Origin of the sequence: Nocardia sp. NBC_01009 (assembly GCF_045208035.1) — a bacterium.
Lineage (GTDB): Bacteria > Actinomycetota > Actinomycetes > Mycobacteriales > Mycobacteriaceae > Nocardia.
In genome coordinates this window covers 141,706-155,401 of sequence record NZ_CP108695.1, presented here as the reverse complement: position 1 = coordinate 155,401, position 13,696 = coordinate 141,706, and the positions used below count along the sequence as shown (strand labels likewise).

Sequence of the window (13,696 nt, the reverse complement as noted above, 5' to 3'; positions counted from 1 at the left end):
GATCCGTGGCGGCAGCCCGGAAGGACCAGGACGTGACCGACTCACAGCCGACCTCCGCCGCCGACTTCAACGCGGCGATCATCAACGAGTTCCGCGCCAATGCGGGCAAGGTCGGCGGTTTGTTCGCGGGCGCGCCGCTCGTGCTGCTGACGACGATCGGTGCGAAAAGCGGGCGCAGCCACACCACTCCTCTCGTGTACCACCGAGAGGATGATCACCTACTGGTGTTCGGCTCGAATGGCGGGTCCGACAGCCATCCCGCGTGGTTGTACAACGTGCGGAAAAGCCCCGAGGTGACGGTAGAGATCGGCTCATCCGACGGCGTCGAGACCTTTCAGGCGACCGCAGTCATACTGAGCGGTGCCGAGCGGGATCGTCGCTATGCCGAACAGGCCTCTCGCGACCCGGCCTTCGCGGCGTATCAAGCGGAAACCGAGCGGGTCATTCCGGTGGTCGCCCTGCACAAGGCCCGGCGGCCATCGGTCGGTCGACGCACCATCGTCCTCGGTGCGGTGATCCTTGCCGGCGCTGCCGGGGTCCTCGCCACGCGTGGATTCACCGAGAAAACGACACCCACCACGGCTTCGGCGACTGCCACGGCGCGAACAACGGCGATCGGCGACCATCTCCGGCAGGTGCACGCGCAGCTGAGGCGCGACCTCGGTACGGTGCGCGCCGAGTTGGCGGCGCAGGTGGGCGATTCGGTGACGCTGCCGAGTCTGCCGCGCGATTTACGCGCCCATTGTGTCGCCTTCTGTAGCGCGCTACATGAACACCACACCTCCGAAGACGGTGTCTTTCCGGTCCTTGCGAAGCAGTTTCCGGAATTGTCGCCCGTCTTGGCCCGGCTGCAGCGTGAGCACGGTGAGGTTGCCAGGGTTATCGCCGAGTTGCAGCAGGTGCTCGACCGTGGCGACACCGCCGATCCGGCTCATATCCGAACTGAATTCGACAGGCTCGCAAGCGAATTGGAGGCGCACTTTGTCTATGAGGAGAGCACGATCATCGACGCGCTGAATGCGATGGACACTTCCGCGCTGCCGCCGCGCCCTGGTGCCGACCAGCCCGGTGGCCGCTGAACAAACGAATACATCGCGAATATTGTCCTGCCCGCAGCACGGCGAAAAAGAGAAACCCCCGTCGATCGTGATCGACGGGGGTTTTCGGTGGCAGATGTAGGATTCGAACCTACGTAGGCTTTCACCGACAGATTTACAGTCTGCTCCCATTGGCCGCTCGGGCAATCTGCCTTTGCGCTTCTCGGCGCGCAGAGCAGCTTACAACGAACCCCGACCCCTAATGCAAACCGGCTGGCCAACGGCCGTGCGACGCGACTACGGTCGTGCTTCCGGGTAGAACTGACGATGACCGGGAGCACCCGGCGTGCGTCAGCACCGTAGGACCGTCACCGAACAGGAGCGCAGTGTGGCCGATTCGTCTTTCGATGTAGTCAGCAAGGTCGACCGTCAGGAGGTCGACAACGCTTTGCATCAGGCGGAAAAAGAGCTGACCACCCGCTACGACTTCCGTGGGACGGGCGCGACGATCGAGTGGTCCGGCGAGGACAAGATCGTGCTGACCGCGGAGGCGGAGGAACGGGTCAAGGCTGCGCTCGACGTATTCAAGGAAAAGCTGATCCGTCGTGACATCTCCCTCAAGGCGTTCGATGCGGGCGAGCCCATGGCCTCCGGCAAGATCCACAAGATCACCGGAACGCTGGTGCAGGGCATCGACTCCGAGCATGCGAAGAAGATCACCAAGAAGATCCGCGACGAGGGCCCGAAGGGCGTGAAGGCGCAGATCCAGGGCGACGAGCTCCGGGTGAGCAGCAAGAAGCGCGACGACCTGCAGGCGGTCATCGCGCTACTGAAGGGCGATGACTTCGGCATCGCGCTGCAGTTCGTCAACTACCGGTAGTGCGGTCGGCGGCCTCGGCAGGTCGCCGCAAAACCGCTCTGACCACACGGTTTGGAAGTGCGACCGGTGAGTGTGTAATCTCGTTCAAGACTTCGCCGCGCCGGGGTTACGATTGATAATCTTGGTGCGGAAGTAGTCATGCCCCCTTAGCTCAGTCGGTAGAGCGTTTCCATGGTAAGGAAAAGGTCAACGGTTCGATTCCGTTAGGGGGCTCGCCGGATTGCCGGTGGTGACCGACTCGGCATCTCCTAGGTTGGGCGCGGCACCAGGCAATGCGACCCCGTGGCGGTGTAGCTCAGTCGGTAGAGCAAACGACTCATAATCGTTGTGTCGCCGGTTCAAGTCCGGCCATCGCTACCAAAACCGATCAGACCATCTGGTTGACCCGAAAGAAGGAATATCGTGGCCGCGAAGTCCACCGATGTCCGGCCAAAGATCACCTTGGCCTGCGAGCAGTGCAAGCACCGCAACTACATCACCAAGAAGAACCGGCGCAATGACCCCGATCGGCTGGAACTGAAGAAGTTCTGCCCGAACTGTGGCACGCACCGGGGACACAAAGAATCCCGTTAGTCCGCCACGCGTGCCGCTGCCGCGTGGATCGATTCCGGGAGAGCGAATCCCGGTTACTCGGGCTGTGACAAATGCGAGGGCCGGACGAATGTCCGGCCCTGACGCATTTTCACGGTGCGAGTGCGGTGGTCGAACGCTCCGCCGACTCCGGCAGCGGGGTCAGATAGGTACAGTCCTCCCGTGACAATCAACACCGGTACAGACGAAGCGATCGCCATGGACGAGACTTTCGATCCTGCGGCACACGCGGCCTCCATGGTGGGTCACCACTACCGCGTCGACGACTACTACGAGGTCGGCCGCGAAAAGGTCCGCGAGTACGCCCGCGCCGTGCAGGATTATCACCCGCTGCACTGGGAAGAGGACGTCGCGCAGGAGTACGGCTACGACGGCCTGCTCGCCCCGCTGACCTTCATCTCCCTTGTCGGCATTCTGGCGCAGCGCAAGCTCTTCGAGCAGATCGTCACAGGCTATGACCTGAGCCAGATCATGCAGACCGATCAGATTCTGGAATTCCACCGGCCGATCAAGGTCGGCGACCACCTGACCTGCGATGTCTTCCTGCATTCGTTCCGGCAGGCATTCGGTGGCGACATCATCGTGACGAAGAACATCGTCACCGATCAGAACGACGAGCTGGTGCTCACCACCTACACCACCCTGATCGGGCGCAGCGGCGGCGACATCGACCCGAATCTGCAGGGCGCGGTGCGCAACGTGCTGATGCACGGCATCGGTGAGGATGCGCCCGAGCACCACCCGCGTACGCCTGCCTCGGATGCACCGACGCCCGCGCCGGTGGCCACGATCCCCGATATCGCGCCGAGCAAGCACGCACTCGACTTCGAGCAGGTGTCCGTCGGCGACGAGTTGCCCCCACGCACCGTCCGGCTGACCCGCGGCGACCTGGTGAACTACGCGGGCGTCTCCGGCGACGCGAACCCGATCCACTGGAGCGACGATGTCGTCAAGCTGGTCGGCCTGGAAAACGTGGTCGCGCACGGCATGCTCACCATGGGCCTCGGTGGCGGTTTCGTCACCTCGTGGCTCGGTGATCCCGGTGCGGTCAAGGAGTACAACGTCCGCTTCACCAGCCCGGTCTACGTGGGCTCCGACGAGCCTGCCGAGATCGAGTACACCGGGAAGGTGAAGTCGGTGGATCCGGAGACGCGGACCGCGGTCATCGCCATTGTGGCGAAGTCGGTCGGTCGCAAGATCTTCGGCCGCGCGACCGCAACGGTGCAGCTGGCGTGAGCGGTCGTGGTCCGGAGTGGGACCCAGCCTGACCTGGTCGACTGACCCTGATTGGCAAATGGCGCGGACGGTAACGTACACTCAGGTCTCTGGGGTCACCAGCCGTTGCGCGCTGCTCTGTAGGGCTGGTTCCAGGCGGTCCGGAGGGATGTACTCCGAAGGATCGCCGACGGGGCCGGCAACTGCTGGAGCGGCGCGCGTGTTGTGTGACACCGGAACTGCACAACTGAATACCGAACAGTGGTTGGACAGCCAACACGGTCCAACCAAAGGGGCGTAGCTCAACTGGCAGAGCAGCGGTCTCCAAAACCGCAGGTTGCAGGTTCAAGTCCTGTCGCCCCTGCCCTGGATGCCAGCGACGAAAGGATCGACGTGAGCGACGAGCGGGATACTCGCCACGGCGCGCATGCGGCCGACGATGGCGATGACACCGCCGCAGTGAGTCGGCCGAGCGGCAAGCGGTCCGCCCGGCGGGCCCGCAACGCGTCCGATTCGGGCACGGTCGCCACTATCGAGCGGCCGTCGCTGAGCAAGGCAGCCAAGAAGACCGATCGGGCCGAGCGCAAGACGGGTAACCCGTTCAAGCGCTTGATCAAGTTCCTCCGCGAAGTTGTCGCGGAGCTGCGCAAGGTGATCTGGCCCAATCGGAAGCAGATGGTCACCTATACGAGCGTTGTTCTGGTGTTCGTGATTTTCATGGTCGCGTTCATCAGCGGGTTGGATCTGGCGTTCATCAAGGGTGTCAACTGGCTGTTCGGCTAGCCGAACGTCGCCGGCGACTGCTCGCAGGTCGCTCGAAACGATCGGTCGAAGCCGGTAGCCGATCCCGGGGCGGACACGGGCGGAGCGATTCCGCCGGGCGCCCGGCCCCGGCACGCAGAGGATGTACGTGACGACACAGGAAGCGAGTGCCCCAGTGAGCACCCCGGAGAACGACACAACCGACGAGTTCCCGGTCGACGACGTGGTGGTCGAGGCCACCGACTCCGTCGAGGAATCTGCCACCGACGAAGCGTCGGTGGTCGAGGAATCCGAGCCCGCTGACGAGCCCGCCGCCGAAGCCGCCCCCATCGATGCCGAGCCCGCAGACCCCGTCGCCGAGATGAAGGCTGCGCTGCGGCGCGCCCCTGGCGACTGGTACGTCATCCATTCCTATGCGGGCTACGAGAACAAGGTCAAGGCCAATCTCGAGACCCGTGTGCAGAACCTGGACCTGGAGGAGTACATCTTCCAGGTCGAGGTGCCGACCGAAGAGGTCACCGAGATCAAGAACGGCCAGCGCAAGCACGTCAACCGCAAGGTGCTGCCCGGCTACATCCTGGTCCGGATGGAACTCAACGACGAGTCGTGGGGCGCGGTGCGCAACACCCCTGGTGTCACCGGATTCGTCGGCGCGACCTCGCGCCCGTCGCCGCTTTCCATCGACGACGTGGTGAAGTTCCTGGTCCCGGCCGCGCAGCAGCAGAAGAAGCCCGCTGCCGCCGCTGCCGCGAGCGCCGAGGGTGGCGCCGCCGACATCGTCGCCAAGCCGACCATCGAGGTCGACTTCGAGGTCGGCGAGTCGGTGACCGTGATGGACGGCCCGTTCGCGACGCTGCCCGCCAGCATCTCCGAGGTCAACGCCGAGCAGCAGAAGCTCAAGGTGCTCGTGTCGATTTTCGGCCGCGAGACTCCGGTCGAGCTGGCGTTCACCCAGGTCGCGAAGATCTAAGACCACCTCCGTCGGCCCGGAAAACGATCCGGGATGATGGGATGGATCTGCCCGGGAAACGGGCTGATTCACCAGGACTTGCAAAGAGCAAGGAAAACAGACACCTAGGAAAGAAAGATGCCCCCCAAGAAGAAGAAGCTCGCCGGGATCATCAAGCTTCAGATCCAGGCCGGCCAGGCGAACCCCGCCCCCCCGGTGGGCCCCGCGCTCGGTCAGCACGGCGTCAACATCATGGAGTTCTGCAAGGCGTACAACGCCGCGACCGAGTCGCAGCGTGGCAACGTCATTCCGGTCGAGATCTCGGTGTACGAGGACCGGTCGTTCGACTTCAAGCTGAAGACCCCGCCCGCTGCTCGGTTGCTGCTCAAGGCCGCCGGGATCCAGAAGGGTTCGGCCGAGCCGCACAAGACCAAGGTCGCGAAGATCACCATGGACCAGGTCCGGGAGATCGCCAAGACCAAGGCGGAAGATCTGAACGCGACTGACATCGATCAGGCGGCGAAGATCATCGCGGGTACCGCTCGCTCGATGGGTATCACCGTCGAGGGCTGAGCGAACTCGCTCCTCCACCCGGGTGGGAGGGCCGGCCAGGCCCGATAACCACTTCTGAACCAGAACAAGGACAGAGAATCATGGCAAAACGAAGCAAGGCGTATCTCGCCGCGGCCGAGAAGGTCGATCGCGATCAGCTGTACTCCCCGCTCGCCGCTGCGCGGCTGGCCAAGGAGACCGCCACCACCAAGACCGACGCGACCGTCGAGGTTGCCGTTCGTCTCGGTGTGGATCCCCGTAAGGCCGACCAGATGGTCCGCGGCACGGTCAACCTGCCGCACGGCACCGGTAAGACCGCCCGCGTCATCGTGTTCGCGGCCGGCGAGAAGGCCGCCGAGGCCGAGGCCGCCGGTGCCGACGCCGTTGGCGCCGAGGACCTGATCGAGCGGATCCAGGGCGGCTGGCTCGATTTCGACGCCGCGATCGCCACCCCGGACCAGATGGCGAAGGTCGGCCGGATCGCGCGTGTCCTCGGACCGCGTGGCCTGATGCCGAACCCGAAGACGGGCACGGTCACCAACGATGTGACCAAGGCCGTCAACGACATCAAGGGCGGCAAGATCAACTTCCGCGTCGACAAGCAGGCCAACCTGCACTTCGTCATCGGCAAGGCGTCCTTCGACGACACCAAGCTGGTGGAGAACTACGGTGCCGCGCTGGACGAGATCCTGCGTGCCAAGCCGTCGACCGCCAAGGGCCGCTACGTCAAGAAGGTGACGGTGTCGACGAACACCGGACCGGGCATCCCGGTGGACCCGAACCGCACCCGCAACCTCCTCGACGAGGATGCGTAAGTAGCACCAGGCAGCAACCGCAACGGCGGGAACGCGAATCGCGTTCCCGCCGTTGCGCGTTTTGGGAATCCATCTGGCGCCATTTGAGATATCTAGCTACCCTGGAACTAGATATAAGGAGGGTGGGTCATGCCGAAGACCAGTGTTGAAGTAGATCTGGCGAAGCTGGATCGAGCCAAAGAGATCCTAGGTACCGAGACGCTCCGAGACACGATCGACGCCGCTTTCCGTGAAGTGATCCGGATCGACTCGGTTCGCAGATTGGTGGGCCTGGCGCAGGACGGTGCATTCGCCGTACTCCTCGAGCCGGATGTCGAGGAGCGTCTGTGGGGGTGGTGACTCGCTACCTCGTCGATAAGAGTGCGCTTGCGCGACTGCACCTTCCCTCAGTGCGAGATGTCCTGGTTCCCCTGATGGATCGTGCCCTCGTCCATATGTGCGGTGTTACTGAGCTCGAGATGCTCTACTCCGCGCGTAACTCCGACGACCGGGCTCGGATAAAGGCGATCCTGCACGAATCGCTGGAGTGGGTGGATACCCCAGAGGATCTCTGGGGTATGACGTCCGACCTTCAGTCCTTACTGACTGAGCGCGCGCAACACCGTTCCGCGTCGATCGCAGATTTGGTTGTTGCGGTAACTGCCCAGGCGCAGGGGCTGACAGTTCTGCACTACGACAATGACTTCGACACCATCGCATCGCACACAGCACAGCCGACCTTGTGGGTGGTGCCCGCAGGAACGGTCTGAATGACCGGTGTGCAGCGCCGATGCCGGCTATTCGATGGCAAGTCGGCGTGGTCGCTACCCCTGTTTGCTGTCCGGGGTTTCCGCTGTTTTCCGCCATCCGAGCAGCACCGACTCGCCTTCTTGCACGCCCCACGGCAGGAAGATTGCGACGATCACCGCGCACACGACTACTGCACCGGCGGCCACCAGGGATGCCGCGTGCGAACCCTGCAGCGCCGCGGTCTTCATCGCCGTGATCAGGTTCTCGCGCTGTGCCTCGAAGAATGGGGCCAATTCCCGTTTGCGCATCTCGAGCACGCTGAGCGGGCTCGCCTTCACCAGACTCCGCTCGTTGGCGTCCATCATCCCGGCGGGTATGCGGTCGATGAGCGGCGAAACGCGAGTCGTGTAATACGACGCCACAATTGATCCGAGCACCGCGACACCGAGGGTGCCGCCGATCTCGCGGGTGGTGTCGTTGACCGCCGAACCCGCGCCCGCCTCGTCGAGCGGTAGTGACGACATGATCGATTCGGTGGCCGGGCCCTGCACGATGGCCAAGCCGAGCGCCATCGACACCATGGACGGCAGCACATCGGTGAGGTAAGGGCTGTCGACTGTCACCTGGCCACCGAGGTAGAGGCCGAGGCCGGTGAGCAGCAGGCCGAACACGATGACGGGCGTGGTGCCGAGTCGTTGTGCGAGCAGGGTTGCGATCGGCGCGCCGATCGCAACCGAGAATGCGAACGGCAGTGAGGCGATACCGAATTCGAGTGGTGTGTATTCGCGCACGCCTTGGAAGTATTGCGTGATGAGGAACAGGAATCCGAACATCGAGAAGTAGCCGATCGCAATCGACAAGGCGGGCAGCGAGAATCGCCGATTGCGGAACAGCGTCATATCGAGAATCGGTGCGCTGGTGCGCAGTTCCCAGGTGACGAATGCGGCAAGCAGTGCGACGCCGAATGCGCCGGTGCCGAGCGTGGTCACCGATGTCCAACCGAAGCGCGGTGCCTCGATGATGGACCAGACCAGCAGCGTGATGCCCGCGATAGACAACCCGATGCCTGCCGGATCCAGCCGCCCTACCTGCGAGGAGCGCGATTCGGGCACCCAGATCAGCGTCGCGGTCATGGCCAGCAGCGCCACCGGAACGTTGATCCAGAACACCGAATGCCACGAAAAGTGTTCCAGCAGCCAGCCTCCCGAGATGGGGCCGATGGCGATGGCGAATCCGGCCATGGCCGTCCACGCGGCGATGGCGAGGGCTCGTTCACGACGATCGGTGAAGATATTGATGATGAGCGCGAGCGTCGCGGGGAAGACTGCGGCGGCAAACACGCCCATGGCGGCACGGGCGGTGATGACGCTGCCCATGGAACCCGATAGCGCGCCGCCGATCGACATGACGGCCACGCCGGCCAGACCGATCATCATCACCCGGCGGCGGCCGTAGCGGTCGCCGAGGTTTCCGAAGGCGAGCAGTAGTCCGGCAAAGGTCAGTGTGTAGGCGTCGACGACCCATTGCAGTCCGCTGACGCCGGTCGCCAGCTCGACGCCGAGGGAGGGTAGGGCCACGTTGACGATGGTGTTGTCGAGGACGACCAGCAGCTCTGCCAGGCAGATCACGGCGAGTGCGGCGAAGCGGTGCGTGCGTCGTTCCAGCAGCACCGGTGGCTCGACTATGGAGGTTGCCATAGATCAGCAGTCAAGCAGTATCTGTCACCGTTGGTAACACCTTTTGCCGGAGATGTCGACCACAAAGCGCCGTGAATTGTGAGATGACGCACAACAATTCGACGTCGAGGAGGGGGCGATTCGGCCCCATGGAGAGCCCGTTTTGGCAGATGGTGACCCTGGCAGGTACTCTGGACGACAGTTATCGACGAGTTCGATCGCTACCCAATCCGTTCTACCGAAGACCGTTGGTCGCCGTTCCCGTCTGGGATCGGTCGAAGGTCCGGCACTAGCCGGCGGCCCACGCAGGGAGATCTGAGGCTGGGAATTGGTCCGAGTATTACTCGGGTCGATCCTGTATTGCGCCCCGGAACGCTCTGCGTTCGGGGCGTTTGCTTTATCGCTGGCCCCTGGTGCTTGGTAGTTCGTATATACGAACCGACATCCAGAGAGGAGGCGAAGTATGGCAAAACCCGAGAAGGTCACTGCGGTCGAAGAGATTGCGGAGCAGTTCAGGAGCTCGACCGCCACCGTTGTCACGGAATACCGTGGTCTTTCGGTCGGCAAGCTCACCGATCTGCGTCGCGCGCTCGGCGCGGGCGCCACGTACTCCGTCGCCAAGAACACCCTGGTCAAGCGTGCGGCCGCGGAAGCGGGCGTCGAAGGCCTGGACGACTTGTTCGTCGGACCGACCGCCATCGCCTTCATTCAGGGCGAGCCGGTCGACGCAGCGAAGGCCATCAAGACCTTCGCCAAGGACAACAAGGCGCTCATCATCAAGGGCGGCTACATGGACGGCAATGCGCTGTCGGTAGCCGAGGTCGAGAAGATCGCCGACCTCGAGTCCCGCGAGGTGCTGCTGGCCAAGCTGGCAGGCGCCATGAAGGGCAACATGGCGAAGGCCGCCGGTCTGTTCAACGCTCCCGCATCGCAGGTGGCTCGCCTTGCCGCCGCGCTCGTGGAGAAGAAGCAGGCCGAAGCTGGTGGCGAAACCGCTGCCGCTGAATAACCCCGTGCGGGTGATTCGCGTGCGGCTCGCCCTCATAGACATCAACTACCGAAAGGAACAACATTATGGCCAACGTTGACGAACTGCTCGAGACCTTCGGCAACATGACCCTGCTCGAGCTGTCGGACTTCGTCAAGAAGTTCGAAGAGAAGTTCGAGGTCACCGCCGCTGCTCCGGTCGCCGTCGCCGCTGTCGGCGCCGCGCCGGTCGAGGCCGCCGAAGAGCAGGACGAGTTCGACGTCATCCTCGAGGGTGCGGGCGACAAGAAGATCCAGGTCATCAAGGTGGTCCGTGAGATCGTCTCCGGCCTGGGCCTGAAGGAAGCCAAGGACCTGGTCGAGGGCGCCCCGAAGCCGATCCTGGAGAAGGTCGCCAAGGACGCCGCCGAGGCTGCCAAGGCGAAGCTGGAAGAGGCCGGCGCCAAGGTCTCCGTCAAGTAATTCGCTCGTCTTTTCGAGTAACCCGCGAGCAGTCGCCTGCGACTACTTCGCCGAACGGGCGGTCCCCATTGGGGGCCGCCCGTTTGCTTTGTCCGAACGCACGCGACCGTGGTGCGATTATCGTGAGCGTTTCGGGGTTACTCTTCAGTCAGGTTGGGGTGTGCCGCGTCTCGCCCATGGGTTACAGTGACCGAACCCACTGTGATGCGACACACCGCGACAGCCGAATTGCGTGGTACGCCGGTGGGCTGCTCGCTGAGAATTGTGGAGGTTGGCGTGGGCGTCGAGGTCAGGACCGAGGGTGTTACCAAGTCTTTTGGTTCACAGCGAATTTGGCAGGACGTCTCGCTGACACTGCCCTCGGGCGAGGTCAGCGCCCTACTCGGTCCCTCGGGTACCGGTAAGTCCGTCTTTCTCAAGTCGCTGATCGGTTTGCTGCGCCCGGAGCGAGGCTCCATCTATATCGGCGGCACCGACATCACCACGTGCTCCAATAAGGAGCTCTACGAGATTCGCAAGCTCTTCGGCGTGCTGTTCCAGGACGGCGCGCTGTTCGGCTCGATGAATCTCTATGACAATGTCGCCTTCCCGCTGCGCGAGCACACCAAGAAGTCCGAGTCGGATATCCGCAAGGTCGTCATGGAGAAGCTGGAGCTGACCGGTCTGCTCGGGGCCGAGAACAAGCTGCCCGGCGAGATCTCCGGCGGTATGCGCAAGCGAGCGGGCCTGGCCCGCGCCCTGGTGCTGGACCCGCAGATCATCCTGGTCGACGAGCCGGACTCCGGCCTCGACCCGGTCCGCACCTCGTACCTGAGCCAGCTGCTGCTCAATATCAACGCGCAGATCGACGCGACGATCCTGATCGTCACGCACAACATCAACCTGGCGCGCACGGTGCCGGACAACATCGGGATGTTGTTCCGCCGTCAGCTGGTCATGTTCGGCCCGCGCGAAGTGCTGCTCACCAGCGACGAGCCCGTGGTCAAGCAGTTCCTCAACGGCCGCATGATCGGCCCGATCGGTATGAGCGAGGAAAAGGACGAGGCGCAGATGGCGCGCGAGCAGGCGCTCGTCGACGCCGGCCATCACCACGGCGGCGCCGAAGAGGTCGAGGGCATCATCCCGCAGATGAAGGCCGAGCCCGGCATGCCGGTGCGACAGGCCGTGCATCGTCGCAAGGAGCGGGTCCGCGAGATCATGCACACCCTGCCGCACCAGGCGCAGGTTGCGATTCGTGAGTCACTTGCGGAGAACGACGACACGCAGGTACTGACCTATAACAACGGCGACCCAGCAGGTTATCAAGGTGGCACATACGACACAACCGTGCGCCACAACACAACTAACGGGTAACATCTGCGATCGTGAACTCCACCCTGGCGCGATTGCGGACTCCAATGGAGTCAGGGTTTGCCCAGGCCGGCAACATCTTTGCGCTCTTTATCGACGTGCTGCGCAAGACGTTCAAGCGGCCTTTCCAGTTGCGCGAATTCATCGAGCAGTCGTGGTTTATCGCGAGTGTTTCGATTTTGCCGAGCGCACTGGTGGCAATCCCCTTCGGCGCAGTTGTTGCGCTACAGACCGGCTCACTGATCAAGCAGCTGGGAGCTGAATCTTTCACCGGCGCAACCAGCGTGCTCGCTACCGTGCAGCAGGCCGCCCCGGTCGTCACCGCCTTGATCATCGCGGGCGCGGCCGGTTCGGCGGTCGCTGCCGACCTCGGTTCGCGCACCATCCGCGAGGAGATCGACGCGCTCGAGGTGCTCGGCGTGGATCCGGTCCAGAAGCTGGTGGTGCCACGTGTCCTCGGCATGACCCTGGTGGCCGTGCTGCTCAACGGTCTGGTGTCGGTGGTCGGCATCGCGGGTGGCTATTTCTTCAATGTGCTGCTGCAGGGCGGTACGCCGGGCGCCTACCTGGCCTCGTTCTCCGCGCTGGCGCAGTTGCCGGACCTGTGGATCGGTGAGATCAAGGCGCTCGTGTTCGGTCTGCTCGCCGGCGTGATTGCCTCGTACAAGGGGTTGCATCCCAAAGGGGGCCCGAAAGGAGTCGGTGACGCGGTGAACCAATCGGTGGTGATCACGTTCCTGGTGTTGTTCTTCGTGAACCTGGTGCTGACCCTGGTGTATCTCCAGGTCGTCCCCGCCAAGGGCGCCTGACCCGTGGCCACTTCCTACCGCAGCCCGGCCCTGGCCAAGACTGCCCGCCGGGCGGGCGAAATCGTGCGTATGCCACTGAACATGGTCGATCGCGCCGGTGAGCAGATGTCGTTCTACTCCCGCGCCATCGCCTGGATTCCGCGGACCGCGGTGCATTACCGCAAGGAGGTCATGCGGCTGCTCGCCGAGGTGACCTTCGGCAGCGGCGCGCTCGCGGTGATCGGCGGCACCATCGGTGTCATCGTGTTCATGTCCGGCTCGGTCGGCGTCGTGGTCGGCCTGCAGGGCTTCAAGGCGCTCGACTCACTCGGCAGCTCGGTGCTGACCGGCTTCCTCACCGCCTATATCAATACCCGCGAGATCGCGCCGCTGGTGGCGGCGCTGGCGCTATCGGCAACGGTGGGTTGTGGTTTCACCGCCCAGCTCGGCGCGATGCGCATTTCCGAGGAAATCGACGCGCTCGAGGTGATGGCGGTGCCGGGCGTGCCGTTCCTGGTCTCTACCCGTGTGATCGCGGGATTCCTCGCGGTCATTCCGCTGTACATCGTCGGGCTGCTCGGCACATTCCTGGCATCGCGAATGATCAGCATTTGGTTCAACGGGCAATCCAGCGGTTCCTACGATCACTATTTCAGCCTTTTCCTACCACCAGAGGACGTGTTGTATTCGTTCCTCAAAGTGCTGGTATTCGCGTTCGTGATCATCATGGTGCATTGCTATTACGGCTTCCACGCCACCGGCGGTCCCGCCGGCGTCGGTGTCGCGGTCGGCCGGGCGGTGCGTGCGGCGATCGTGCTCGTGAATGTGCTCGACTTCTTCCTGAGCCTGGCGATCTGGGGAACAACCACGACGGTGCGGGTCGCGGGATGAGCCGCATCCGTG

At 63.5% G+C, this 13,696-nt stretch carries 16 protein-coding genes and 4 tRNA genes; 18 read left to right on the top strand and 2 right to left on the bottom strand.

The features are described from left to right. Positions 1–32 precede the first annotated feature (32 nt). Positions 33–1,079 (top strand): nitroreductase/quinone reductase family protein, encoded by a 1,047-nt coding sequence (locus OHA42_RS00535; protein WP_406233590.1) that lies wholly within the window; start codon positions 33–35, stop codon positions 1,077–1,079. An 88-nt stretch (positions 1,080–1,167) separates the two neighbouring features. Here the strand turns inward: OHA42_RS00535 and OHA42_RS00530 are convergent. Further along, positions 1,168–1,250 (bottom strand) — tRNA-Tyr (locus OHA42_RS00530). 175 nt (positions 1,251–1,425) lie between these two features. Here OHA42_RS00530 and OHA42_RS00525 point away from each other — a divergent pair. From OHA42_RS00525 to OHA42_RS00470, 12 genes are all read left to right on the top strand, one after another. Further along, positions 1,426–1,917 carry a YajQ family cyclic di-GMP-binding protein gene (locus OHA42_RS00525; RefSeq protein WP_406233588.1) on the top strand — a complete coding sequence of 164 codons (492 nt, stop codon included), beginning with the start codon at positions 1,426–1,428 and terminating at the stop codon, positions 1,915–1,917. A gap of 140 nt (positions 1,918–2,057) precedes the next feature. Next, positions 2,058–2,130: transfer RNA gene (locus OHA42_RS00520), tRNA-Thr, on the top strand. A 71-nt stretch (positions 2,131–2,201) separates the two neighbouring features. Further along, positions 2,202–2,277: transfer RNA gene (locus OHA42_RS00515), tRNA-Met, on the top strand. A 42-nt stretch (positions 2,278–2,319) separates the two neighbouring features. Beyond that, positions 2,320–2,490, top strand: a complete 171-nt coding sequence (gene rpmG, locus OHA42_RS00510; RefSeq protein ID WP_014988500.1) for a 50S ribosomal protein L33 — start codon at positions 2,320–2,322, stop codon at positions 2,488–2,490. Between the two features lie 186 nt (positions 2,491–2,676). Then, the gene (locus tag OHA42_RS00505; protein WP_406238959.1) at positions 2,677–3,744 is read left to right on the top strand and encodes a fused (3R)-hydroxyacyl-ACP dehydratase subunits HadA/HadB; all 1,068 of its coding nucleotides are present in this window, start codon (positions 2,677–2,679) and stop codon (positions 3,742–3,744) included. A 270-nt stretch (positions 3,745–4,014) separates the two neighbouring features. Next, positions 4,015–4,087: transfer RNA gene (locus OHA42_RS00500), tRNA-Trp, on the top strand. Between the two features lie 29 nt (positions 4,088–4,116). Further along, on the top strand, positions 4,117–4,506 hold the full coding sequence (gene secE, locus OHA42_RS00495; RefSeq protein ID WP_328406572.1) for a preprotein translocase subunit SecE: 390 nt from the start codon (positions 4,117–4,119) through the stop codon (positions 4,504–4,506). A 154-nt stretch (positions 4,507–4,660) separates the two neighbouring features. Continuing rightward, positions 4,661–5,455 (top strand): transcription termination/antitermination protein NusG, encoded by a 795-nt coding sequence (gene nusG, locus OHA42_RS00490; RefSeq protein ID WP_406238957.1) that lies wholly within the window; start codon positions 4,661–4,663, stop codon positions 5,453–5,455. Positions 5,456–5,572: 117 nt separating this feature from the next. Continuing rightward, the gene (gene rplK, locus OHA42_RS00485) at positions 5,573–6,007 is read left to right on the top strand and encodes a 50S ribosomal protein L11 (protein WP_328406571.1); all 435 of its coding nucleotides are present in this window, start codon (positions 5,573–5,575) and stop codon (positions 6,005–6,007) included. Positions 6,008–6,087: 80 nt separating this feature from the next. Further along, positions 6,088–6,801, top strand: coding sequence for a 50S ribosomal protein L1 (gene rplA / locus OHA42_RS00480; RefSeq protein WP_328406570.1), 714 nt, complete (start codon positions 6,088–6,090; stop codon positions 6,799–6,801). Between the two features lie 129 nt (positions 6,802–6,930). Then, positions 6,931–7,140, top strand: coding sequence for a hypothetical protein (locus OHA42_RS00475; RefSeq protein WP_406233585.1), 210 nt, complete (start codon positions 6,931–6,933; stop codon positions 7,138–7,140). Beyond that, on the top strand, positions 7,128–7,550 hold the full coding sequence (locus OHA42_RS00470; RefSeq protein WP_406233583.1) for a PIN domain nuclease: 423 nt from the start codon (positions 7,128–7,130) through the stop codon (positions 7,548–7,550). Before OHA42_RS00475 ends, OHA42_RS00470 begins: the two co-directional genes overlap by 13 nt. A 54-nt stretch (positions 7,551–7,604) precedes the next feature. Here OHA42_RS00470 and OHA42_RS00465 read toward each other — a convergent pair whose 3' ends face one another. Beyond that, positions 7,605–9,227: an MFS transporter gene (locus OHA42_RS00465; RefSeq protein WP_406233581.1), complete on the bottom strand. Its 1,623-nt coding sequence runs from the start codon at positions 9,225–9,227 to the stop codon at positions 7,605–7,607. Positions 9,228–9,669: 442 nt separating this feature from the next. Between OHA42_RS00465 and rplJ the strand changes: the two genes are divergently transcribed. From rplJ to OHA42_RS00440, 5 genes are all read left to right on the top strand, one after another. Beyond that, entirely contained in the window at positions 9,670–10,215 is a 546-nt protein-coding gene (gene rplJ, locus OHA42_RS00460; RefSeq protein ID WP_406233579.1) for a 50S ribosomal protein L10, read from the top strand. Between the two features lie 65 nt (positions 10,216–10,280). Beyond that, entirely contained in the window at positions 10,281–10,655 is a 375-nt protein-coding gene (gene rplL, locus OHA42_RS00455; protein ID WP_328406566.1) for a 50S ribosomal protein L7/L12, read from the top strand. A gap of 276 nt (positions 10,656–10,931) precedes the next feature. Further along, entirely contained in the window at positions 10,932–12,008 is a 1,077-nt protein-coding gene (locus OHA42_RS00450) for an ABC transporter ATP-binding protein (protein WP_406233577.1), read from the top strand. Positions 12,009–12,052: 44 nt separating this feature from the next. Beyond that, complete coding sequence (locus OHA42_RS00445) at positions 12,053–12,814, top strand: MlaE family ABC transporter permease (protein ID WP_406238955.1); 762 nt, start codon at positions 12,053–12,055, stop codon at positions 12,812–12,814. Between the two features lie 81 nt (positions 12,815–12,895). Continuing rightward, positions 12,896–13,684: an MlaE family ABC transporter permease gene (locus OHA42_RS00440; RefSeq protein WP_406238953.1), complete on the top strand. Its 789-nt coding sequence runs from the start codon at positions 12,896–12,898 to the stop codon at positions 13,682–13,684. Positions 13,685–13,696 lie beyond the last annotated feature (12 nt).

What these genes read in the sequence shown, in the direction of transcription:
- rplK (WP_328406571.1), top strand. Translation starts at nt 5,573, where the DNA reads ATGCCCCCCAAGAAGAAGAAGCTCGCCGGGATCATCAAGCTTCAGATC.
- rplA (WP_328406570.1), top strand. Translation starts at nt 6,088, where the DNA reads ATGGCAAAACGAAGCAAGGCGTATCTCGCCGCGGCCGAGAAGGTCGAT.
- OHA42_RS00475 (WP_406233585.1), top strand. Translation starts at nt 6,931, where the DNA reads ATGCCGAAGACCAGTGTTGAAGTAGATCTGGCGAAGCTGGATCGAGCC.
- OHA42_RS00465 (WP_406233581.1), bottom strand. Translation starts at nt 9,227, where the DNA reads ATGGCAACCTCCATAGTCGAGCCACCGGTGCTGCTGGAACGACGCACG.
- rplJ (WP_406233579.1), top strand. Translation starts at nt 9,670, where the DNA reads ATGGCAAAACCCGAGAAGGTCACTGCGGTCGAAGAGATTGCGGAGCAG.
- rplL (WP_328406566.1), top strand. Translation starts at nt 10,281, where the DNA reads ATGGCCAACGTTGACGAACTGCTCGAGACCTTCGGCAACATGACCCTG.
- OHA42_RS00445 (WP_406238955.1), top strand. Translation starts at nt 12,053, where the DNA reads ATGGAGTCAGGGTTTGCCCAGGCCGGCAACATCTTTGCGCTCTTTATC.
- OHA42_RS00440 (WP_406238953.1), top strand. Translation starts at nt 12,896, where the DNA reads ATGGTCGATCGCGCCGGTGAGCAGATGTCGTTCTACTCCCGCGCCATC.